Source organism: Endozoicomonas sp. ALC020 (genome assembly GCF_049275935.1).
GTDB lineage: Bacteria > Pseudomonadota > Gammaproteobacteria > Pseudomonadales > Endozoicomonadaceae > Endozoicomonas_A.
In genome coordinates this window covers 6661308-6685269 of record NZ_CP184830.1, presented here as the reverse complement: position 1 = coordinate 6685269, position 23962 = coordinate 6661308, and the positions used below count along the sequence as shown (strand labels likewise).

Annotated in this window: 10 protein-coding genes; 1 reads left to right on the top strand and 9 read right to left on the bottom strand. The window is 48.6% G+C overall.

The genetic code is table 11. From position 1 onward, the window contains the following. Positions 1 to 231: 231 nt before the first annotated feature. Positions 232 to 2697 (bottom strand): hypothetical protein, encoded by a 2466-nt coding sequence (locus ACOJUO_RS24975; RefSeq protein WP_422138516.1) that lies wholly within the window; start codon positions 2695 to 2697, stop codon positions 232 to 234. A 69-nt stretch (positions 2698 to 2766) separates the two neighbouring features. Continuing rightward, on the bottom strand, positions 2767 to 5355 hold the full coding sequence (locus tag ACOJUO_RS24970; RefSeq protein WP_422138515.1) for a tetratricopeptide repeat protein: 2589 nt from the start codon (positions 5353 to 5355) through the stop codon (positions 2767 to 2769). Positions 5356 to 5548: 193 nt separating this feature from the next. Here ACOJUO_RS24970 and ACOJUO_RS24965 point away from each other — a divergent pair, with 193 nt between their 5' ends. Beyond that, positions 5549 to 5683, top strand: a complete 135-nt coding sequence (locus ACOJUO_RS24965) for a hypothetical protein (RefSeq protein WP_422132603.1) — start codon at positions 5549 to 5551, stop codon at positions 5681 to 5683. Between the two features lie 45 nt (positions 5684 to 5728). Here ACOJUO_RS24965 and ACOJUO_RS24960 read toward each other — a convergent pair whose 3' ends face one another. From ACOJUO_RS24960 to ACOJUO_RS24930, 7 genes are all read right to left on the bottom strand, one after another. Further along, positions 5729 to 8194, bottom strand: coding sequence for a tetratricopeptide repeat protein (locus tag ACOJUO_RS24960; RefSeq protein ID WP_422138514.1), 2466 nt, complete (start codon positions 8192 to 8194; stop codon positions 5729 to 5731). Positions 8195 to 8427: 233 nt separating this feature from the next. After that, complete coding sequence (locus ACOJUO_RS24955; protein ID WP_422138513.1) at positions 8428 to 10890, bottom strand: tetratricopeptide repeat protein; 2463 nt, start codon at positions 10888 to 10890, stop codon at positions 8428 to 8430. 79 nt (positions 10891 to 10969) lie between these two features. Continuing rightward, a complete protein-coding gene (locus ACOJUO_RS24950) occupies positions 10970 to 13438 on the bottom strand; it encodes a tetratricopeptide repeat protein (RefSeq protein WP_422134579.1) in 2469 nt (822 codons plus the stop codon). Between the two features lie 78 nt (positions 13439 to 13516). Then, the gene (locus ACOJUO_RS24945; protein WP_422138512.1) at positions 13517 to 15958 is read right to left on the bottom strand and encodes a hypothetical protein; all 2442 of its coding nucleotides are present in this window, start codon (positions 15956 to 15958) and stop codon (positions 13517 to 13519) included. A 70-nt stretch (positions 15959 to 16028) separates the two neighbouring features. Further along, positions 16029 to 18287 (bottom strand): hypothetical protein, encoded by a 2259-nt coding sequence (locus ACOJUO_RS24940; protein ID WP_422138511.1) that lies wholly within the window; start codon positions 18285 to 18287, stop codon positions 16029 to 16031. 42 nt (positions 18288 to 18329) lie between these two features. Next, positions 18330 to 21149 carry a hypothetical protein gene (locus ACOJUO_RS24935; RefSeq protein WP_422138510.1) on the bottom strand — a complete coding sequence of 940 codons (2820 nt, stop codon included), beginning with the start codon at positions 21147 to 21149 and terminating at the stop codon, positions 18330 to 18332. Between the two features lie 191 nt (positions 21150 to 21340). Beyond that, positions 21341 to 23836 carry a PABP-interacting PAM2 motif-containing protein gene (locus ACOJUO_RS24930; RefSeq protein ID WP_422138509.1) on the bottom strand — a complete coding sequence of 832 codons (2496 nt, stop codon included), beginning with the start codon at positions 23834 to 23836 and terminating at the stop codon, positions 21341 to 21343. Positions 23837 to 23962: the final 126 nt, after the last annotated feature.

The window sequence follows — 23962 nt, the reverse complement described above, 5'->3', positions numbered from 1 at the left end:
GATATAGATTCCCTGAAAATCTATGCTAAGAACCTGACCAGTTGATTTCGCATATTCTGGCGAGTGGATTTTTTCATCCTTCAAGGCGCAACGATGGGCGCGTAGCCATAGCTACGCAACCAGAGTTGGAACGCAGAAGGATGGAAAAAGCCGCCGTCCAGAATATGCGAAACCAACTGGTTAGGTGCTTATTGGACAATCATCAGGCATAAAAGTTCAAGGATGTTTTTTTTATTCTTTGAGATTCGATAACTTCTGGAGGGCAGCGGCTTCCCTGCTTCGCCAAAAATGAGTTTTTGCCCTGTATGCCCGGCTGACGTCGAAGGCTTCCGCTCTATCAAACCATTCCCTCCATTCTTGCTCATTTTTCCCCAGCATTCTGAGACAGTGCGCTTTTTGCGAAAAAGCTCCCGCACTGGGAGGGTATTTCTTCAGTGCCGATTCCACAATTTCCAGAGCCTTATGAAGGTTATCTTGTCCTGACTCTGGACCTGTATCGATTATTTGCTTGCAAGCCAGGTTGAAATAATGGATAGAGGTAGCCAACAGGGTATTGATCGTTTCCGGATAGTGGCTAATCATTTCCATAAATCCTTCTTGCCCGGCAGATTGGCTGAGTAGTGCCTGTTCAAATTCATTCGAATGATATAATTTACAGCCTTGCTTAAGCAGTCTTTCAGCCTGTTCATGTTTGCCTATCCTCCCCCAAAAGCGTGCCAGAGCCATATCAACGTTATGATTGCCAGAGGGTTTGCACAGGCTGTCTTCAGTGTCATTGGCGTGCTTGCTGCTCATGTTCAGTAGCAGGAGTACAGTCCATTCGGGTTTATCCATGATCTCCCAGAGCATCGCCTGAGCCAGATCAAAATCATGATTCCCACAGGGCTTGCAAAGGATCTCCTTACTGCCATCGGGGTCCTTGCCACTCATGTTCAGCAGCAGCCTTTCAGAGAGGTGATATTTGCCTGTGACCTCCCAGTGTCGCATCAGTGTCAGATCAATTTCCTGCTGCCAGCAGGGCTTGCAGAGAATCTCTTCACTGGCACCGGGATGCTTGCCACCCATATTCAGCAGCAGCCTTTCAGCCAGGTTGTGTCTGCCCTCCATCTGCCAGAATCGAGCCCGGGTCAGGTCAGTGTCACAATGCCCGGAGGGCATGCACATTTCTTCCTCACTGGCACCGGGTCGCGAACCGCACATGTTCAGCAGAAGTTCTGAAGACTGTTTAAATTTGCCCATTATCTGCCAGAGCCGCACCAGGGCCAGGTCAATGTTAGCTTTCCCAAAGGGCTTACACAGAACCTTCAGACTGTCATTGGGGTGCTTGCCAATCATGAGTAGCAGCAGTTTTTCAGCCAGCTCATGTTTACGCGTTTCTTCCCAGAGTCGCACCAGAGCCAGGTCAATGTCATGATTCCCGGAAGGTTTGCAGAGAGTGTCCTCACTGTCATCGGGACGTTTGTTACTCATGTTCAGCAGCAGTCTCTCAGACTGTTCATATTTGCCCATTAACCGCCAGAGTACCGACAGAGCCAGGTCAATGTCTTCACACTTGGTGAGCTTGCAGAGAATGTCCATATAGTCATCGGGGTGCTTGCCGCTCATGTCCAGCAAGAGGTCTTCAGCCAGTTGATATTTCTCCATCAGCTGCCAGAGTCGCGCCAGGGCCATATTGACCTTACCGAGGTATTTACGCAGTTTTTGTGCCGCAGGAGAGTCCGGTTTCGACTGCAGCTTTTTAATCAACTCCTCTTTTATTTTCAGGAGGAGTGTTTCAGCCAGCCTGTGTTTGCCCATAGACTGCCACAGTCTGGCATTAGTAATATCTGCAGCATAATAGCCAGAAGGCTTGCACAGGGTCTTCTCATAGGCATTGGTGCTTTTCCGTCTGAGCCTCAAAAGTCGTGTTTCGGCGGCAAAGTGCCATCCAAGTGCCTCTTCACAGAGGCTCAGGTTCAGATCAAGGTTGTGAATGGTCGAAGCGCCAAACTTATTGCATGTTCCATCCAATCTGAGCGCTTCCAGAAGAGAGTAGGCTTCTAACTGTTTTTCGTTGGTCTGTTCTTTCAGCGCTCTTGCAAGCCCTATGGTCGTGTTCTGTTTGTTGAATGGACTCAGATTGCCTTGGTATTTCTTTAAGATGACTCGAAATGCTTTTTCTGCGTCTGTGAAATTTTGATGTCTCAGTATTGCGAAAGCACTATTGATCTCTTTTCTAATAGCTGCAGGAGAGGGGGTCTTTGCCTCTGGATAAAGCGTCCTGGGGGTAGACCTTTGGTAAGCTGATGCCTGCTGGCCTGAAATATTTGAGGATTTGTTCGAATGTTGATGAACACCCTTTGCCAGTTGAGCGCGTGGAGCAAGAGGTTTAGCTTCCCGATTTGGGGCAGATGGCGGCTTTTTTGCCGCATCGGCATAGGAACCTGACGCACAATACCGTGACGGTTGCGATGTCGTAGCAGGCTGGCAGGCAGATGCCTGCCGACCTGAAATATTTGAGGGACTGGTCGAACGTTGATGAACAACTTGTGGAAGTTGAGCCGGTGGATTGAGAGATTTAGCTTGCTGATTTGAGCTAGATGGACGTTTTTTTGCCGCATCGGCATAGGAACCTGACGCACAATATGGAGACGAGTGCGATGTCGTAGTGCTCGAACTCACTGGAGTGCTGGTTGTTGGTGTTGGCCCGTAACTCATAATGATGGAGATTCCCTGAAAATCTAGGCTGTTGGACAGTCATCAGTCATAAAGGTTCAAGGGCGTTTTTTATTCTTTGAGATTCGATAACTTCTGAAGGGCAGCGGCTTCCCTGTTTCGCCATAAATGAGTTTTAGCCCTGTATGTCCGGCTGGAGTCAGAGGCTTCCGCTCTATCAAACCATTCCCTCCATTCTTGCTCACTTTTCCCCAGCATTCTGAGACAGTGCGCTTTTTGGGAAAAAGCTCCCGCAATCGGTGGGTACTTTTTCAGTGCCGATTCCACAAATCCCAGAGCCTTATGAAGGTTATCTTGTCCTGACTCAGGGTTATCCTGAATGATCTGCTCACAAGCCAGACTGAAATAATGGATCGATTTAGCCACCAAGGTATTGGCACTTTCCGGATAGTAGCTAACCATTTCCATAAATCCTTCTTGCCCGGTTAATAACTTTAATAGTGTGAGTTCAAATTCATTCGAATGATAAAATTCACAGCCACGCTTAAGCAGCCTTTCAGCCCGTCCAAGTTTGCCGGTATTCTCCCAGCAGCGTGCCAGAGTCAGGTCAATGTCGTGATTGCCAGAGGGCTTGCACAGGCTGTCTTCGTCGTCACCGGGGTGCTTACCACTTATGTTCAGCAGCAGTCTTTCAGTCCGTTCAGGTTTATCCATCATCTCCCAGAGCCGTGCGAGAGCCAGGTAAAGAACATCATGACCACCGGACTTGCCCGGGATCTCCTCACTGTCATTGGGTTGCCAGCCAATCATATTCAACAGCAGTCTTTCAGAAAGTTTATATTTGCCTGTAAGCTGCCAGCATCGCACCAGAGCCAGATCAATGTCATGCTGCCAGCAGGGTTTGCACAGAATCTCTTCACTGGCGTCGGGATGCTTGCGACTCATGTTCAGCAGCAGCTTTTCAGCCAGTGTATATCTGCCCGTCAGCTCCCAAAATCGAACCAGAGCCAGGTCACTTTCACGATTCCCACAGAGCTTGCACAATTCTTCCTCGCTGTCACCGGGGCGCTTTCCACTCATGTTCAGCAGTAGCTTTTCAGTTCGTATATATTTGTATATCCTTTGCCAGAGTAGTGCCAGAGAGAGATCAATGTCATGATGCCCGCAGGGCTTGCACAGTTCTTCCTCGCTGTCACCGGGGCGCTTTCCACTCATGCTCAGCAGTAGCTTTTCAGTTCGTATATATTTGTATTTCCTCTGCCAGATTAGTGCCAGAGAGAGATCAATGTCATGATGCCCACAGGGCTTGCAAAGTTCTTCCTCGCTGTCACCGGGGCGCTTTCCACTCATGTTCAGCAGTAGCTTTTCAGCCAGCTCAAGTTTGTTCATTTCATCCCAGGTGCGCATCAGAGCCATGTCAATGGCACGATGGCCAGTGGGGCGACACAGAATCTCTTCACTGTCATCGGGATGCTTGCGACTCATGTTCAGCAGCAGTCTCTCAGCCCGCTTATGCTTGCCCAACGCCCGCCAGATAAACGTCAGAGCCAGATCAACGTCTTTATGATCAGATTGCCTGCAGAGTATGTCCTCATCGTCATCGGGGCGCTTGCCAATGAGGTCGAGCATCAGAAGTTCAGCCTTTTGATGTTTGCCCATCAACTGCCAGAGTCGCATCAGGGCCATGTTGACGGTATCGAGGTGTCTACGCAGTTTTGATGTCGCAGGAGAATAGGGTTTTGACTGCAGGTTTTTAATCAGTTCTGTCTTTAAGTTCAGTAACAATGTTTCAGCCAGAGTGTATTTGCCCATAAGCTGCCAAAGTCGTGCATTACTGATATCTGCGGCATAATAGTGAGAAGGTTCGCACAGGGCTCTCTCATTGGCATTGCGCATTTTTTTTCTCAGTCTCAACAGTCGGGTTTCGGCATCAAGGTGTCTTCCAAGTGCTTCTTCACAGAGGCTCAGGCACAGATCAAGGTTACTAATGGTCGAGGCTCCTAACCTGGTAAGTTTTCCATCTAACCTGAGCTCTTCCAAAATAGAGCAGGCTTCCAGCTGTTTTTCGTGGGTTTGCTCTCTTAGAGATCTTGCAAGCCCTATGGTTGCTTCCTGCTTGTCGAAGCGACTCGGTATGCCATGCTTGCCGTTTAAGAGGGTCCGGAATGCTTTTTCTGCATCTATGAAATTTTGATTGTTGAGCATTGCGTAAGCGCTTTTGATCTCTTTTTTAAAAACTTCAGGAGGGCAGGTCTTCGCCTCTGGGTGAAAGGTCCGGAGAGTAGAACTCTGGTCTGCAGTTGCTGGCCTTGAGGGTCTGTTCGAATCTTGATGACCACCATGAGGAAGTTGTGAACGTGGAATAAACGTTTTAGCGTTCGGATTTAAGGTAGATCTACGCCCTTTTGATGCACCGGTATCTGAGCCTGACGCACAGTACCCTGACGGCTGAGATGTCGTAGCAGGCTGGCAGGCAGATGCCTGCCGACCTGAAATATCTGAGGGACTGGTGGAACGTTGATGAACAACTTGTGGAAGTTGAGCCGATTGAGTAAGAGATTTTATTTCCCGATTTGAGGTGGATTGACGGTTTCTTGCCGCATCGGCATAGGAACCTGACGCGCAATATGGAGACGATTGCGATGTCGTACAGCTCGAACTGGCTGGAGCGCTGGTTGTAGGTGTTGGCCCGTAACTCATAATGATGTAGATTCCCTGAAAATCTATGCTAAGTACCTAGTGCAGCTAAGCTCTGATATCCATACACCCCTCGTTCCCACGCAACAGAGGGTGTCGCAAAACCCGTTCCCCTCCCGTCATTTCCGGCCTCACTCCCGTCATTCCCGCGAAGGCGGGAATCCACACAGACTCATCACCAGAACCATACTGCCCGGTGTCCCCCTGGCCTTTTCATCCGCGAGAAGGCAGAGACCCGCTGTTGGCGCTGGATTCCCGCCTTCGCGGGAATGACGACCTCAGAGTATCGGAACGAGTGGCCTGTATGGATATCAAGGCTTGGCTGCACTAGGTACTTATTCGACAGTCATCAGTCAAAAAGGTTCAAGGATATTTTTTATTCTTTGAGATTCGATAGCTTCTGAAGGGCAGCGGCCTCCCTGTTTCGCCAAAAATGAGTTTTCGCCCTGTATGTCCGGCTGGAGTCAAAGGCTTCCGCTCTATCAAACCATTCCCTCCATTCTTGCTCACTTTTTCCCAGCATTCTGAGACAGTGCGCTTTTTGGGAATAAACTCCCGCACTCGGTGGGTACTTTGTCAGTGCTGATTCCACAAATTCCAGAGCCTTATGAAGGTTATCTTGTCCTGACTCAGGGTTATCCTGAATGATCTGCTCACAAGCCAGGCTGAAATAATGGATCGAGTTAGCCAGCAAGGTATTGGCACTTTCCGGATAGCGGCTAATCATTTCCATAAATCCTTCTTGCCCGACAGATAATTTTAACAGTGTGAGTTCAAATTCATTCGAATGATAGAATTCACAGCCACGCTCAACCAGTCTTTTAGCCCGTCCAAGTTTGCCTGTAATCTCCCAGCAGCGTGCCAGAGTCAGGTCAATGTCATGATTGCCAAAGGGCTTGCACAGGCTGTCTTCGTCGTCACCGGGGTGCCTACCACTTATGTTCAGCAGCAGTCTTTCAGCCCGTTCAGGTTTATCCATCATCACCCAGAGCGTCGCCAGACCCAGATCAATATCATAATTTCCACAAGGCTTGCAAAGGCTCTCCTCACTGCCATCAGGGTCCTTGCCACTCATGTTAAGTAGCAGTCTTTCAGAGAGGTGATATTTGCCCGAGACCTGCCAGTGTCGTACCAGTGTCAGATCAATTTCCAGCTGCCAGCAGGGCTTGCACAGGATCTCTTCACTGGCGCCGGGATGCTTGCGAATCATGTTCAGCAGCAGCTTTTCAGCCAGTTTATATTTGCCCGTCAGCTCCCAATATCGCATCAGAGCCATGTCAATTTCACGATTCCCACAGGGCTTGCACAGTGCTTCCTCGCTGTCGCCGGGGCGCTTTCCACTCATGTTCAGCAGTAGCTTTTCAGTTCGTATATAGTTGCATTTCCTCTGCCAGAGTAGTGCCAGAGTGAGATCAGTGTCATGATGCCCACAGAGCTTGCAAAGTTCTTCCTCGCTGTCACCCGGGCGCTTTCCACTCATGTTCAGCAGTAGCTTTTCAGCCAGCTCAAATTTGTCCATTTCATCCCAGGTTCGCACCAGAGTCATGTCAATGGCACGATGGCCAGTGGGGCTACACAGAATCTCCTCACTGTCATCGGGATGCTTGCGACTCATGTTCAGCAGCAGCCTCTCAGCCCGCTCTTGCTTGCCCAACGCCCGCCAGATAAACGTCAGGGTCAGATCAACGTCTCTATGATCAGATTGCCTGCAGAGTAGGTCCTCATCGTCATCGGGGCGCTTGCCAATGATGTCGAGCATCAGGAGTTCTGCCTTTTGACGTTTGTCCAGCAACTGCCAGAGTCGCCCCAGGGCCATATTGACGGTATGGAGGTATTTAGGCAGTTGTGCTGTAGCAGGAGAGTAAGGTTTTGACTGCAGGTTTTTAATCAGTTCTGTTTTTATGTTCAGTAATAGTGTTTCAGCCAGAGTGTATTTGCCCATAGACTGCCACAGTCGGGCATTACTAATATCTGCGGCATAATAGCGAGAAGGTTCACACAGGGCTCTCATGTCGGCATCGCGCCATTTTCTTCTCAGTCTCAACAGTCGAGTTTCGGCATCAAGGTGTCTTCCAAGTGCTTCTTCACAAAGGCTCAGGGTCAGATCAAGGTTATTAATGGTCGAAGCCCCGAACCTGGTAAGTTTTTCATCTAACCTGAGTTCTTCCAGAATAGAGCAGGCTTCCATCTGTTTTTCGCAGGTTTGCTCTTTTAGAGATCTTGCAAGCCCTATGGTTGCTTCCTGCTTTTCGCACCGATTCGGTATGCCATGCTTGCCGTTTAAGAGGGCCCGGAATGCTTTTTCTGCATCTGTGAAATTTTGATTGTTGAGCATTGCGAAAGCGCTTTTGATCTTTTTTTTAAGAATTTCAGGAGGGCAGGCCCTCGCCTCTGGGTGAAACTTCAGGGGAGTAGCGCTTTGGTATGCAGTTGCTGGCCAGTCTGGAATATTTGAGGGACTGTTCGAATGTTGATGACCACCATGAGGACGTTGCGAACGTGGAATAAACCTTTCAGCTTTCGGATTTAAGGTAGATCTACGCCCTTTTGATGCACCGGTATCTGAACCTGACGCACAATACTGTGACGGCTGAGATGTCTTAGCAGGCTGGCAGACAGATGCCTGCCGACCCGAAATATTTGAGGGATTGGTCGAATGTTGACGAACACCTCGTGGAAGTTGAGCAGGTTGAGTAAGAGATTTAGTTTCCCGATTAGAGGTAGATAGACGTTTTCTAACCGCATCGGCATAGGAGCCAGACACACAATATTGAGACGATTGCGATGTCGCAGTGCTCGAACTGGCTGGAGCGCTGGTTGTAGGTGTTGGCCCGTAACTCATAATGATGTAGATTCCCTGAAAATCTATGCTCAGTACCTGGCCAGTTGGTTTCGCATATTCTGGCGAGTGGATTTTTTCATCCTTCAAGGCGCAACGACGGGCGCGTAGCCATAGCTACGCAACCAGAGTTGGAACGCAGAAGGATGGAAAACGCCGCCGTCCAGAATATGCGAAACCAACTGGTTAGGTACTTATTGGACAGTCATCAGTCATAAAGGTTCAAGGAAGTTTTTTTATTCTTTGAGATTCGATAACTTCTGCAGGGCAGCGGCCTCCCTGTTTCGCCAAAAATGAGTTTTCGCCCTGTATGTCCGGCTGGAGTCAAAGGCTTCCGCTCTATCAAACCATTCCCTCCATTCTTGCTCACTTTTTCCCAGCATTCTGAGACAGTGCGCTTTTTGGGAATAAACTCCCGCACTCGGTGGGTACTTTGTCAGTGCTGATTCCACAAATTCCAGAGCCTTATGAAGGTTATCTTGTCCTGACTCAGGGTTATCCTGAATGATCTGCTCACAAGCCAGGCTGAAATAATGGATCGAGTTAGCCAGCAAGGTATTGGCACTTTCCGGATAGCGGCTAATCATTTCCATAAATCCTTCTTGCCCGACAGATAATTTTAACAGTGTGAGTTCAAATTCATTCGAATGATAGAATTCACAGCCACGCTCAACCAGTCTTTTAGCCCGTCCAAGTTTGCCTGTAATCTCCCAGCAGCGTGCCAGAGTCAGGTCAATGTCATGATTGCCAGAGGGCTTGCAAAGGCTGTCTTCGTCGTCATCGGGGTGCTTACCACTCAGGTTCAGCAGCAGTCTTTCAGTCCGTTCAGGTTTTTCCATCATCTCCCAGAGCATCGCCAGAGCCAGATCAAAATCATTGTTTCCACAAGGCTTGCAAAGGCTCTCCTCACTGTCATCGGGGTCCTTGCCACTCATGTTAAGCAGCAGTCTTTCAGAGAGGTGATATTTGCCCAAGGCCTCCCAGTATCGCACCAGTGTCAGATCAATTTCCTGCTGCCAGCAGGGTTTGCACAGGATCTCTTCACTGGCGCCGGGATGCTTGCGACTCATGTTCAGCAGCAGCTTTTCGGCCAGTTTATATTTGCCCACCAGCCCCCAAAATCGCACCAGAGCCAGGTCAATTTCACGATTCCCACAGAGCTTGCACAGTGCTTCCTCGCTGTCACCGGGGCGCTTTCCACTCATGTTAAGCAGTAGCTTTTCAGTTCGTATATAGTTGTATTTCTTCTGCCAGAGTAGTGCCAGAGTGAGATCAGTGTCATGATGCCCACAGGGCTTGCACAGTTCTTCCTCGCTGTCTCCGGGGCGCTTTCCACTCATGTTCAGCAGTAGCTTTTCAGCCAGCTCAAATTTGTCCATTTCATCCCAGGTTCGCACCAGAGTCATGTCAATGGCACGATGGCCAGTGGGGCTACACAGAATCTCCTCACTGTCATCGGGATGCTTGCGACTCATGATCAGCAGCAGCCTCTCAGCCCGTTCATGCTTGCCCAACGCCCGCCAGATAACCGACAGAGCCAGATCAACGTCTTTATGATCAGATTGCCTGCAGAGTATGTCCTCATCGTCATCGGGGCGCTTGCCAATGATGTCGAGCATCAGAAGTTCTGCCTTTTGATGTTTGTCCAGCAACTGCCAGAGTCGCCCCAGGGCTATATTGACGGTATCGAGGTATTTAGGCAGTTGTGCTATAGCAGGAGAGTAGGGTTTTGACTGCAGGTTTTTAATCAGTTCTGTTTTTATGTTCTGTAACAGTGTTTCAGCCAGAGTGTATTTGCCCATAGACTGCCACAGTCGTGCATGAGTAATATCTGCGTCATAATAGCGGGAAGGTTTGCACAGGGCTTTCTTATCGGCATCGCGCCATTTTCTTCTCAGTCTCAACAGCCGGGTTTCGGCATCAAGGTGTCTTCCAAGTGCTTCTTCACAAAGGCTCAGGGTCAGATCAAGGTTGTTAATGGTCGAAGCCCCGAACCTGTTGAGTGTTCCATCTAACCTGAGTTCTTCCAGAATAGAGCAGGCTTCCATCTGTTTTTCGCAGGTTTGCTCTTTTAGAGATCTTGCAAGCCCTATGGTTGCTTCCTGCTTCTCGAACCGATTCGGTATACCATACTTGCCGTTTAAGATGGTCCGGAATGCTTTTTCTGCATCTATGAAATTTTGATTTTTGAGGATTGCGAAAGTGCTTTTGATCTCTTTTTTAACCGCTCCAGGAGGGCAGGTCTCCGCCTCCGGGTTAAACGTCCGGGGAGTAGAACTCTGGTATGCAGTTGCTGGCCAGTCTGGAGTATTTGAGGGTCTGTTCGAATGCTGATGACCATGATGAAGTTGCGAACGTGGAATAAACGTTTCAGCGTTTGGATTTAAGGTAAATTTATGCCCTTTTGATGCACCGGTATCTGAACCTGACGCACAATACCCTGACGGTTGTAGTGTCGTAGCAGGCTGGCAGGCAGATGCCTGCCGACCCGAAATATCTGAGGGATTGGTGGAACGGTGATGAACAACTTGTGGAAGTTGAGCCGGTTGAGTAAGAGATTTAGTTTCCCGGCCTGAGGTAGTTAGAGACTTTTTTGCCGCATCGGCATAGGAACCCGGCGCACAATATTGAGACGATTGCGATGTCCTGATGCTCGAACTCACTGGAGCACTGGTTGTAGGTGTTGGCCCGTAACTCATAATGATGGAGATTCTCTGAAAATCTATGCTGTTGGAAATGTTGGACAGTCATCAGGCATAAAGGTTCAAGGAGGTTTTTTTATTCTTTGGAATTCGACAACTTCTGAAGGGCTGCGGCTTCCCTGTTTCGCCAAAAATGAGTTTTAGACCTGTATGTCCGGCTGGAGTCAAAGGCTCTCGCTCTAGCAAACCATTCCTTCCATTTTTGCTCATTTTTCCCCAGCATTCTGAGACAGTGCGCTTTTTGCGAATAAGCTCCCGCACTTGGTGGGTATTTCTTCAGTGCTGATTCCACAAATTCCAGAGCCTTATGAAGGTTATCTTGCCCTGACTCCGGGGTGTCCTGAATGATCTGCTGACAAGCCAGGCTGAAATAATGGATCGAGTTAGCCAGCAAGGTATTGGCACTTTCCGGATAGTGGCTAATCATTTCCATAAATTCTTCTTGCCCGGTAGAAAACTTTAACAGTGTGAGTTCAAATTCACTCGAATGATAGAATTCACAGCCACGCTCAACCAGATTTATAGCCCGTTCATGTTTGCCTGTAATCTCCCAGCAGCGTGCCAGAATCAGGTCAATGTCATGATTGCCAGAGGGCTTGCAAAGGCTGTCTTCGTCGTCATCGGGGTGCTTACCACTTATGTTCAGCAGCAGTCTTTCAGTCCGTTCAGGTTTATCCATATTCTCCCAGAGCACCGCCAGAGCCAGATCAAAATCATGGTTTCCACAAGGCTTGCAAAGGATCTCCTCACTGCCATCAGGGTCCTTGCCACTCATGTTAAGCAGCAGTCTTTCAGAGAGGTGATATTTGCCCAGGACCTCCCAGTATCGCACCAGGGTCAGATCAATTTCCTGCTGCCAGCAGGGCTTGCACAGGATCTCTTCACTGGCGCCGGGATGCTTGTGACTCACGTTCAGCAGCAGCTTTTCAGCCAGTTTATATTTTCCCGTCAGCTCCCAAAATCGCACCAGAGCCAGGTCAATTTCACTATTCCCACAGGGCTTGCACAGTGCTTCCTCGCTGTCACCGGGGCGCTTTCCACTCATGTTCAGCAGTAGCTTTTCAGTTCGCATATATTTGTACATCCTCTGCCAGAATACCGCCAGAGAGAGATCAATGTCATGATGCCCACAGAGCTTGCACAGTTCTTCCTCGCTGTCACCGGGGCGCTTTCCGCTCATGTTCAGCAATAGCTTTTCAGCCAGCTCAAGTTTGTCCATTTCTTCTTCCCAGGTTCGCGCCAGAGCCATGTCAATGGCACGATCGCCAGTGGGTCTACAGAGAATCTCCTCACTGTCATCGGGATGCTTGCGACTCATGTTCAGCAGCAGCCTCTCAGCCCGCTCTCGCTTGCCCAACGCCCGCCAGATAAACGTCAGAGCCAGATCGATGTTTTTATGATCAGATGGCCTGCAGAGTATGTCTTCATCGTCATCGGGGCGCTTGCCAGTGATTTCGAGCATCAGAAGTTCAGCCTTTTGATGTTTGCCAATCAACTGCCAGAGTCGCATCAGGGCCGTATTGACGGTATTGAGGTGATTACGCAGTTTTGATGTAGCGGTAGAGTGGGCTTTTGACTGCAGGTTTTTAATCAGTTCTGTTTTTATGTTCAGTAACAATGTTTCAGACAGAGTGTATTTGCCCGTAGACTGCCACAGTCGGGCATGAGTTATATCTGCGGTATAATAGCGAGAGGGTTCGCACAGGGCTCTCTCATCGGCATCGCGTCTTTTTCTTCTCAGTCTTAACAGTCGGGTTTCGGCATCAAAGTATCTTCCAAGTGCCTCTTCGCAAAGGCTCAGGTTCAGATCAAGGTTACCAATGCTCGAAGCTCCGAACCTGTCGAGTGTTCCATCTAACCTGAGTTCTTCCAGAATAGAGCAGGCTTCCATCTGTTTTTCGCGGGTTTGCTCTTTTAGCGATCTTGCAAGCCCTATGGTTACTGTCTGCTTGTCGAACGGATTCGGTATGCCATGCTTGCTGTGTAAGATGGCCCGGAATGCTTTTTCTGCACCTGTGAAATTATGATTGTCGAGCATTGCTAAAGCGCTTTTGATCTCTTTTTTAAGAGTTTCAGGATGGCAGGTCTTCGCCTCTGGGTGAAAGGTCCGGGGAGTAGAACTCTGGTATGCAGTTGCTGGCCAGTCTGGAGTATTTGAGGGACTGTTCAAATGTTGATGACCACCATGAGGACGTTGCGAACGTGGAATAAACGTTTCAGCGTTTGGATTTAAGGTAAATTTACGCCCTTTTGATGCACCGGTATCTGAACCTGACGCAGAATACCCTGACGGTTGCAATGTCGTAGCAGGCTGGCAGGCAGATGCCTGCCGACCCGAAATATCTGAGGGACAGGTGGAACGTTGATGAACAACTTGTGGAAGTTGAACCGGTTGAGTAAGAGATTTTATTTCCCGATTTGAGGTGGATAGACGTCTTTTTACCGCATCGGCATAGGAACCTGATGCACAATATGGAGACGATTGCGATGTTGAAGTGCTCGAACTGGCTGGAGCGCTGGCTGAAGGTGTTGGCCCGTAACTCATAATGATGTAGATTCCCTGAAAATCTATGCTGCTGACATGTTGGACAGTCATCAGTCATAAAGGTTCAAGGAAGTTTTTTTATTCTTTGGAGTTCGATAACTTCTGAAGGGCAGCGGCCTCCCTGTTTCGCCAAAAATGAGTTTTAGCCCTGTGTGTCCGGCTGGAGTCAAAGGCTCTTGCTCTATCAAACCATTCCTTCCATTCGTGCTCATTTTTCCCCAGCATTCTGAGACAGTGCGCTTTTTGGGAAAAAGCTCCCGCACTCGGAGGGTATTTCTTCAGTGCTGATTCCACAAATTCCAGAGCCTTATGAAGGTTATCTTGTCCTGACTCCGGGTCATCCTGAATGATCTGCTTACAAGCCAGGTTGAAATAATGGACCGAGTTAGCCAGTAAGGTATTGGTACTTTCCGGATAGTGGCTAATCATTTCCATAAATCCTTCTTGCCCGGTAGGTAACTTTAATAGTGTGAGTTCAAATTCAATCGAATGATAGAATTCACAGCCACGCTCAAGCAGTCTTTTAGCCCGTCCAAATTTGCCTGCATTCTCCCAGCAGCGTGCCAGAGTCAGGTCAATCTCATGATTGCCAGAGGGCTTGCACAGGCTGTCTTCGTCGTCACCGGGGTGCTTACCACTCATATTCAGCAGCAGTCTTTCAGTCTGTTCAGGTTTATCCATCATCTCCCAGAGCATCACCAGAGCCAGATCAATATCATGATTTCCACAAGGCTTGCAAAGGATCTCCTCACTATCATCGGGGTCCTTGCCACTCATGTTAAGCAGCAGTCTTTCAGAGAGGCGATATTTGCCCGAGACCTCCCAGTATTGCACCAGTGTCAGATCTATTTCCAGCTGCCAGCAGGGCTTGCACAGAATCTCTTCAGTGGCGCCGGGATGCTTGCGACTCATGTTCAGCAGCAGCTTTTCAGCCAGTTCATATTTGCCCGTCAGCTCCCAAAATCGAACCAGAGCCAGGTCAATTTCACGATTCCCACTGAGCTTGCACAGTGCTTCCTCGCTGTCACCGGAGCGCTTTCCACTCATGTTCAGCAGTAGCTTTTCAGTTCGTATATATTTGAATTTCCTCTCCCAGACCAGTGCCAGAGAGAGATCAATGTCATGATGCCCACAGAGCTTGCACAGTTCTTCCTCGCTGTCACCGGGGCGCTTTCCACTCATGCTCAGCAGTAGCTTTTCAGCCAGCTCAAGTTTGTCCATTTCATCCCAGGTTCGCACCAGAGCCATGTCAATGGCACGATGGCCAGTGGGGCTACACAGAATCTCCTCACTGTCATCGGGATGCTTGCGACTCATGTTCAGCAGCAGCCTCTCAGCCCGCTCACGCTTGCCCAACGCCCGCCAGATAAACGTCAGAGCCAGATCAACGTCTTTATGATCAGATGGCCTGCAGAGTATGTCCTCATCGTCATCGGGGCGCTTGCCAATGATGCTGAGCATCAGAAGTTCAGCCTTTTGATGTTTGTCCATCAACTGCCAGAGTCGCATCAGGGCCATGTTGACGGTATCGAGGTGTTTACGAAGTTTTGATGTAGCAGGAGAATAGGGTTTCGACTGCAGGTTTTTGATCAGTTCTTTTTTTATGTTCAGGAACAGTGTTTCAGCCTGAGTGTATTTGCCCATAAGCTGCCACAGTCGGGCATTACTAATATCTGCGACATAATAGCTAGAGGGTTCGCACAGGGCTCTCTCATCGGCATCGCGCCTTTTTCTTCTCAGTCTCAACAGTCGAGTTTCGGCATCAAGGTGTCTTCCAAGTGCTTCTTCACAGAGGCTCAGGCACAGATCAAGGTTATTAATGGTCGAAGCTCCGAACCTGGTAAGTTTTCCATCTAACCTGAGTTCTTCCAGAATAGAGCAGGCTTCCATCTGTTTTTCGTGGGTTTGCTCTTTTAGAGATCTTGCAAGCCCGATGGTTGCTTCCTGCTTGTCGAACCGATTCGGTATGCCATGTTTGCCGTTTAAGATGGTCCAGAATGCTTTTTCTGCATCTGTGAAATTTTGATTGTTGAGCATTGCGAAAGCGCTATTGATCGCTTTTTTAAGAGCTTCAGGAGGGCATGTCTGAAACGTCCGGGGAGTAGAACTCTGGTATGCAGTTGCTGGCCTTGAGGGTCTGTTCGAATGTTGATGACCACCATGGGGAAGTTGCGAATGTGGAATAAACGTTTCAGTGTTCGGATTTAAGGTAGATCTACGCCCTTTTAACGCATCGGCATAGGAACCTGACGCACAATACCGTGATGGCTGAGATGTCTTGGCAGGCTGGCAGGCAGATGCCTGCCGACCTGAAATATCTGAGGGATTGGTCGAATGTTGACGAACACCTTCTGGAAGTTGAGTTGGTGGATTGAGAGGTTTAACTTCCCGACTTGAATTAGAAGGACGTTTTTTTGCCGCATCGGCATAGGAAACTGGCGCACAATACTGGGACGATTGCGACGTCGTAGTGCTCGAACTGGCTGGAACGCTGGCTATAGGTGTTGGCCCGTAACTCATAATGATGTGGATTCCCTGAAAATCTATGCTGTTTGACAGTCATCAGTCATAAAGGTTCAAGGATGTTTTTTTATTCTTTGAGATTCGATAACTTCTGAAGGGCAGCGGCCTCCCTGTTTCGCCAAAAATGAGTTTTAGCCCTCTGTGCCCGTCTGAAGTCAAAGGCTCTCGCTCTATCAAACCATTCCCTCCATTCTTGCTCACTTTTCCCCAGCATTCTGAGACAGTGCGCTTTTTGGGAAAAAGCTCCCGCACTCGGTGGGTATTTTTTCAGTGCCGATTCCACAAATTCCAGAGCCTTATGAAGGTTATCTTGTCCTGACTCCGGGTCATCCTGAATGATCTGCTCACAAGCCAGGCTGAAATAATGGACCGAGTTAGCCAGCAAAGTATTGGCACTTTCCGGATAGCGACTGATCATTTCCATAAATCCTTCTTGCCCGGTAGGTAACTTTAATAGTGAGAGTTCAAATTCAATCGAATGATAGAATTCACAGCCACGCTCAAGCAGTCTTTTAGCCCGTCCAAATTTGCCTGTATTCTCCCAGCAGCGTGCCAGAGTCAGGTCAATCTCATGATTGCCAGAGGGCTTGCACAGGCTGTCTTCGTCGTCACCGGGCTGCTTACCACCCATGTTCAGCAACAGTCTTTCAGTCTGTTCAGGTTTATCCATCATCTCCCAGAGCATCGCCAGCGCCAGATCAATATCATGATTTCCACAAGGCTTGCAAAGGATCTCCTCACTGTCATGGGGGTCCTTGCCACTCATGTTAAGCAGCAGTCTTTCAGAGAGGTGATATTTGCCCGAGATCCCCCAGTGTCGCACCAGTGTCAGATCAATTTCCAGCTGCCAGCAGGGCTTGCACAGGATCTCATCACTGGCGCCGGGATGCTTGCGACTCATGTTCAACAGCAGCTTTTCAGCCAGTTCATATTTGCCCTTCAGTTCCCAAAATCGAACCAGAGCCAGGTTAATTTCGCGATTCTCAGAGAGCTTGCACAGTGCTTCCTCGCCGTCACCGGGGTGCTTTCCACTCATGTTCAGCAGTAGCTTTTCAGTTCGTATATATTTGTATTTCCTCTGCCAGACTAGCGCCAGAGAGAGATCAATGTCATGATGCCCACAGGGCTTGCACAGTTCTTCCTCGCTGTCACCGGGGCGCTTTCCACTCATGTTCAGCAGTAGCTTTTCAGCCAGCTCAAGTTTGTCCATTTCTTCCCAGGTTCGCACCAGAGCCATGTCAATGGCACGATGGCCAGTGGGGCGACACAGAATCTCCTCACTGTCATCGGGATGCTTGCGACTCATGTTCAGCAGCAGCCTCTCAGCGCGCCCACGCTTGCCCAACCCCCGCCAGATAAACGTCAGAGCCAGATCAACGTCTTTACGATCAGATCGCCTGCAGAGGACGTCCTCATCGTCATTGGGGTGCTTGCCAATGATGCCGAGCATCAGAAGTTCAGCCTTTTGATGTTTGCCCATCAACTGCCAGAGTCGCATCAGGGTCATGTTGACGGTATCGAGGTATTTACGCAGTTTTGATATAGCAGGAGAATAGGGTTTTGACTGCAGGTTTTTAGTCAGTTCTGTCTTTAAGTTCAGTAACAATGTTTCAGCCAGAGTGTATTTGCCCATAAGCTGCCACAGTCGTGCATTACTAATATCTGCGGCATAATAGTGAGAAGGTTCGCACAGGACTCTCTCATTGGCATCGCGCATTTTTTTTCTCAGTCTCAACAGTCGGGTTTCGGCATCAAGGTATCTTCCAAGTGCTTCTTCACAGAGGCTCAGGCACAGATCAAGGTGACTAATGGTCGAAGCTCCGAACCTGTTAAGTTTTCCATCTAACCTGAGTTCTTCCAGAATAGAGCAGGCTTCTATCTGTTTTTCGCGGGTTTGCTCATTTAGAGATCTTGCAAGCCCTATGGTTGCTTCCTGCTTGTCGAACCGGTTCGGTATGCCATGTTTGCCGTTTAAGAGGGTCCGGAATGCTTTTTCTGCAGCTGTGAAATTTTGATTGTTGAGCATCGCGAAAGCGCTATCGATCGCTTTTTTAAGCGCCTCAGGAGGGCAGGTCTTCGCCTGAAAGGTCCGGGGAGTAGAACTCTGGTATGCAGTTGCTTGCCTTGAGGGTCTGTTCGAATGTTGACGAACACCATCTGGAAGTTGAGTCGGTGGATTGAGAGGTTTAGCTTGCCGATTTGAGGTAGATGGAGGCTTTTTTGCCGCATCGGCATAGGAAACTGGCGCACAATATTGAGGCGATTGCGATGTCTCAGTGCCCGAACTGGCTGGAGCGCTGGTTGAAGGTGTTGGCCCGTAACTCATAATGATGTAGATTCCTTGAAAATCTATGCTGTTGGACAGTCATCAGTCATAAAGGTTCAAAGAAGTTTTTTTATTCTTTGAGATTGATAACTTCTGAAGGGCAGCGGCTTCCCTGTTTCGCCAAAAATCAGTTTTACTCCTCTGCAATCGGTTGGGGTCAAGGAAGTTGGTTTTTTGGAACCATTGCTTCCATTCTTTCTCGCTGGCACCCATCATTCTGAGACAATGCGCTTTTTGCGAAAAAGCGCCTGCACTCGGGGGGTACTTTTCTAATGCTGATTCAACAAGCTCTAGCGCCTTGTTTAAGTTATCTTTTCCTGACCCCGGGACGTCCTCTGCTATTTGCTCACATGCCAGTCTGAAATAATGGATCGAGCAAGTCAGCAGGGTATTAGCACTCTCCGGATACCTGCTGATCATTGCCAAAAATCCTGCTTGCCCGGCAGATAAGCTCAACAGTGATAATTCACACTCACTCGAAGGGTATAAATCACAGCAGCGTGTGATCAGTTCTTTAGCCCATTCATATTTGCCAATTCTCTGCCAGTGTCGTACCAGTGTCAGATCTATAACATTATTCCCGCAAGGCATGCACAGATGGTCGTCACTGTCATCGGGGTGCTTGTTACTCATGTTCAGCAATAGCCTTTCGGCCAGATAATGTTTGTCCATTAACTCCCAAAGTCGCGCCAGAGCCAGGTCAATGAAATGATTCCCGCAAGGTTTGCACAGGCTGTCTTCGCTGGCATTGGGGTGCTTGCCACTCATGTTCAGTAACAGTCTTTCAGTCAGGTAATATTTGTCCATTGACTCCCAAAGTCGCGCCAGAGCCAGGTCAATGAGATGATTACCGCAAGGTTTGCAGAGGCTGCCTTCATCGGCATCGGGATGCTTGCCACTCACGTTCAGTAACAGCTTTTCAGTCAGGTAATATTTGTCCATTAACTCCCAGTGTCTCGCCAGGGACAGGTCAACGGCATGATTTCCACAGGGCCTGCACAGTTCTTCCTCACAGGCACAAAAGTACTTACCACTCATGTTCAGCAGCAACTTTTCAGACAGTTGATATTTGCTCGTATTTTGCCAGAGTCGCACCCGAGCCAGGTCGATGTCTTGATTCCCGGAAGGTTTGCACAGGGTGTCTTCATCGGCATCGTCTTCATCGGCATTGTCTTCATCGCCATTGTGCTGCATGCCAATCATATTCAGCAGTAGCCTCTCGGACAGTTTATTTTTACCGATACGTAGCCAGAGTCGCACCCGAGCCATATCAATGTCATGATTTCCTGAAGGCCTGCACAGGCTGTCTTCATCGGCATTGGGATGTAGGCCAATCATGTTCAGTAGCAGCCTTTCAGAGCGTTCATGTTTGCCCATTAGCTGCCCGAGTCGGATCCGGGTCAGGTCAATTTCCTGATTCCCACAAGGTTTGCAAAGGCTGTCTTCACTGGCATCCGGGTGCGTGCCGCACAGGTTAAGGAGCAGTCTTTCAGCCAGTTGATATTTGCCCGCCAGCTCCCAATGTCGCACCAGAGTGAGGTCGATAATAGGATGCCCAGAGGGCTTGCAAAGGCTGTCTTCACTGTCATGAGGATGTTTGTGGCTCATGTTTAGCAGCAGTCTTCCAGACAGTTCATGTTTGTCCATATCCTGCCAGAGGCGAACCTGAGCCAGATCAATAATATGATTTCCGGAGGGCTTGCACAGGTAGTCACAACTCTCATCGGGGTGCTTGCCACAAGTGCTCAGCAGCAGTCTTTCAGCCAGCTTATGTTTGCCCATAATGATCCATAGTCTTGCCAGAGCCAGGTCAATGTTATGATCTCCTGTGGGCCTGCAGAGAATGTGCTCAGTGTCCTCAGGATGCTTTTTGCTCATTTTCAGCAGCAGTCTTTCGGCCTGTTTATGTTTACCCATATCCTGCCAGAGACGCACCAGAGCCAGGTTGATGTCATCATGGGCGGAGGGCTTGCAGAGAATGTCCTCACTGTCATCGGGATGTTTGCCCATCATATCCAGCAGCAGGCTCTCAGACAGTTGGAATTTTTCCAGATGCTGCCAGAGTCGAGCCAGAGTCAAATTTACGGTGTGGAGTTTTCTGCGCAAGTTTTTTACATCATATGGATTCAACAGCAGGCTATTAATCAGCCCTGCTCTCATGTTCAGCAGGAGTTTTTCAGACAGCGAGTATTTGTGTAAATGTTGCCATACCAGGGCCATAGTAATATCTGCGTCAAAATTGCCAGAAAGCGCACACAGGGCATTTTCATTATCATTGAGCCTTTTGTGTCTCAACGTCAAAAGTCGTGCTTCTGCGTTCAGTTGCAAACCAATTTTTTCTTCACAAAGGCTCAGGGTCAGATCAAGGTTATGAATGGTTGAAGCCCCAAATGCATTAAGTGGTCCTTTTGATCTGAGTTGTTTCAGAATATTGCAGGCTTCTATCTGTTTGTTAACTGATTGCTCTTTTAGCGACCTTGCAAGCCCTATGATTATGTCTCGATAACCGAACTGGTTTTCTATTCCCTGGTTTTCGCTTAAGAGGGTCCGGAATATTTCTTCTGCTTTTATGAAATTTTGTTTTTTTAGTGCTTCGTAAGCCTTATCAACCTTCATTGCAGTTTCTTTGGAATAATTTTTCCTCCTCTGTTTTTGAAACGTCTGAGGAGGAATGTTCTGGCCTGCAGTCGTTTGTGGGTATCTGACAGATAAGGGTGTGTCCGGACTTTGCTTAACCTGTTCAGAGCGTGGAATAAACGGTTCTGCATTCGGATTTAAGGAAGATTTATTCGCTTCAGGCGTTGCTGCCGGAGCGCTGGAACTGACCGCAGTGCCGGTCGTCGGTGTTGGTCCATATGCCATAGAACTATTACATTTTTGTAAAACGGTGCTCCTTGGACAGCAAACTGACATTAAAGTTCATGGTTGTTCGTCTATATTGAGAGCCTGCAAGGTATTCGCACTTTTCGGATAGCGGCTCATCATACCCATAAATCATTCTTGTCCGGCAGATAGGCCTGAGTCATCAGGCATAAAGATTCAAGGATGTCTGTTTACTCTTTGAGATTCGATAACTTCTGAAGGGCAGCGGCTTCTTTGCTTCGCCAAAAATCAGTTTTACTCCTCTGCAATCGGTTGGGTTCAAGGAAGTTGGCTTTTTGGAACCATTCCTTCCATTCTTTCTCCCTGGCTCCCACCATTCTGAGACAATGCGCTTTTTGCGAACAAGCGCCTGCACTCGGGGAGTACTTTTCCAATGCTGATTCAACAAGCTCGAGCGCCTTGTTTAAGTTATCTTTTCCTGACTCCGGGACGCCCTCTGTTATTTGCTCACATGCCAGCCTGAAATAATGGATCGAGCAAGTCAGCAGGGTATTAGCATTCTCCGGGTGCCTGCTGATCATTTCCAAAAATCCTGCTTGCCCGGCAGATAATCTCAACAGTGCTAATTCACACTCACTCGAAGGGTATACATCACAGCAGCGTGTGATCAGTTCTTTTGCCCATTCATATTTGCCGATTCTCTGCCAGAGTCTTACCAGTGCCAGATCTATATGATGATTCCCGCAAGGCATGCACAGACGATCGTCACTGTCATCGGGGTGCTTGCTACTCATGTTCAGCAATAGCTTTTCGGCCAGATAATTTTTATCCATGAACTCCCAAAGTCGCGCCAGAGACAGGTCTATGAGATGATTCCCGCAAGGTTTGCACAGGCTGCTTTCGTCGGCATTGGGGTGCTTGCCACTCATGTTCAGTAACAGTCTTTCAGTCAGGTAATCTTTGTTCATGAACTCCCAAAGTCGCGCCAGGGACAGGTCAGTGAGATGATTTCCACAGGGCCTGCAGAGTTCCTCCTCACTGGCACATAAGTACTTACCACTCATGTTCAGCAGCAGCCTCTCAGACAGTTCATATTTGCTCTTATCTTGCCAGAGTCGCACCCGAGCCAGATCAATCTCATGATTCCCGGAAGGTTTGCACAGGCTGTCTTCATCGGCATCGGGCTGCAGGCCAATCATATTCAGCAGCAGCCTCTCGGACAGTTCATCTTTGCCGATAACTTGCCAGACTCGCACCCGGGCCATATCAATGTCATGATTCCCTGAAGGCCTGCACAGGCTGTCTTCATCGGCATTGGGGTGTAGGCCAATCATATTCAGTAGCAGCCTTTCAGAGCGTTCATGTTTGCCCATTAGCTGCCCGAGTCGCATCCGGGCCAGATCAATTTCCTGATTCCCACAAGGTTTGCAAAGGCTGTCTTCACTGGCATCCGGGTGTGTGCCACACAGGTTAAGCAGCAGTCTTTCAGCCAGTTGATATTTGCCCTCCAGCTCCCAATGTCGCACCAGAGCGATGTCGATAATAGGATACCCAGAGGGCTTGCACAGGCTGTCCTCACTGTCATGAGGATGCTTGTGGCACAGGTTCAGCAGCAGTCTTCCAGACAGTTCATGTTTGTCTATTTCCTGCCAGAGGCGTACCAGAGCCAGATCAATAACATGATGCCCGGAGGGCTTGCACAGGTACTCCCAACTCTCATCGGGCTGCTTGCCACAAGTGCTCAGCAGCAATCTTTCAGCCAGCTTATGTTTGCCAATAATTATCCATAATCTTGCCAGAGCCAGGTCAATGTCATGATCCCCAGAGGGTCGGCAGAGAATGACCTCAGTGTCCTCAGGATGCTTTTTGCTCATTTTCAGCAGCAGTGTTTCGGCCTGTTTATGTTTACCCATATCCTGCCAGAGAAACACCAGAGCCAAATTAACGAGATGGAGGTGTCTGTGCAATTTTTGTACATCGTATGGATTCAACAGCAGGCTATTAATCAGCTCTGCTCTCATGTTCAGCAGGAGTTTTTCAGACAGCGAGTATTTGTGTAAATGTTGCCATACCCGGGCCATAGCAATATCTGCGTCAAAATTGCCAGAAAGCGCACACAGGGCATTTTCATTATCATTAAGCCTTTTGTTTCTCAACATCAAAAGTCGTGCTTCCGCGTTCAGTTGCAAACCAATTTTCTCTTCACAAAGGCTCAGGGTAAGATCAAGGTTATGAATAGTCGAAGCCCCAAATGCATTAATCGGTCTTTCTGATCTGAGTTGATTCAGAATATTGCAGGCTTCTATCTGTTTGTTAACCGTTTGCTCTTTTAGCGACCTTGCAAGCCCTATGATTATGTCTTGATAGCCGAACTGACTTTGTATGCCCTGGTTTTCGCTTAAGAGGGTCCGGAATATTTCTTCTGCTTTTATGAAATCTTGTTTTTTTAGTGCTTCGTAGGCCTTACCAACCTTCATTGCAGTTTCATCGGAATAATCTTTTATCCTCTGTTTTTGAAACGTATGAGGAGCGATGTTCTGGACTGCAGTCGTTTGTGGGTATCTGACAGATAAGGGTGCTTCCGGACCCTGCTTAACCTGTTCAGAGCGTGGAATAAAGGGTTCTGCATTCGGGTTTAAGGAAGATTTACTCGCTTGGGGTGTCGTAAATGTCGGAGCGCTGGAACTGACCGTGGCGCTGTTGGTTGATGTTGGTCCGTATGTCATTGCAATACATCTCTGTAAAACTGTGCTCCTTGGACAGAAAACGGACATTAAAGTTCATGGTTGTTCGTCTATATTGAGAGCCTGCAAGGTATTCGCACTTTTCGGATAGCGGCTCATCATACCCAT

Excerpts from the sequence above, each read along its gene's own strand:
- ACOJUO_RS24950 (WP_422134579.1), bottom strand. The coding sequence starts at position 13,438 with ATGAGTTACGGGCCAACACCTTCAGCCAGCGCTCCAGCCAGTTCGAGC.
- ACOJUO_RS24960 (WP_422138514.1), bottom strand. The coding sequence starts at position 8,194 with ATGAGTTACGGGCCAACACCTACAACCAGCGCTCCAGCCAGTTCGAGC.
- ACOJUO_RS24930 (WP_422138509.1), bottom strand. The coding sequence starts at position 23,836 with ATGACATACGGACCAACATCAACCAACAGCGCCACGGTCAGTTCCAGC.
- ACOJUO_RS24940 (WP_422138511.1), bottom strand. The coding sequence starts at position 18,287 with ATGAGTTACGGGCCAACACCTTCAACCAGCGCTCCAGCCAGTTCGGGC.
- ACOJUO_RS24945 (WP_422138512.1), bottom strand. The coding sequence starts at position 15,958 with ATGAGTTACGGGCCAACACCTATAGCCAGCGTTCCAGCCAGTTCGAGC.
- ACOJUO_RS24975 (WP_422138516.1), bottom strand. The coding sequence starts at position 2,697 with ATGAGTTACGGGCCAACACCAACAACCAGCACTCCAGTGAGTTCGAGC.
- ACOJUO_RS24955 (WP_422138513.1), bottom strand. The coding sequence starts at position 10,890 with ATGAGTTACGGGCCAACACCTACAACCAGTGCTCCAGTGAGTTCGAGC.
- ACOJUO_RS24970 (WP_422138515.1), bottom strand. The coding sequence starts at position 5,355 with ATGAGTTACGGGCCAACACCTACAACCAGCGCTCCAGCCAGTTCGAGC.
- ACOJUO_RS24935 (WP_422138510.1), bottom strand. The coding sequence starts at position 21,149 with ATGGCATATGGACCAACACCGACGACCGGCACTGCGGTCAGTTCCAGC.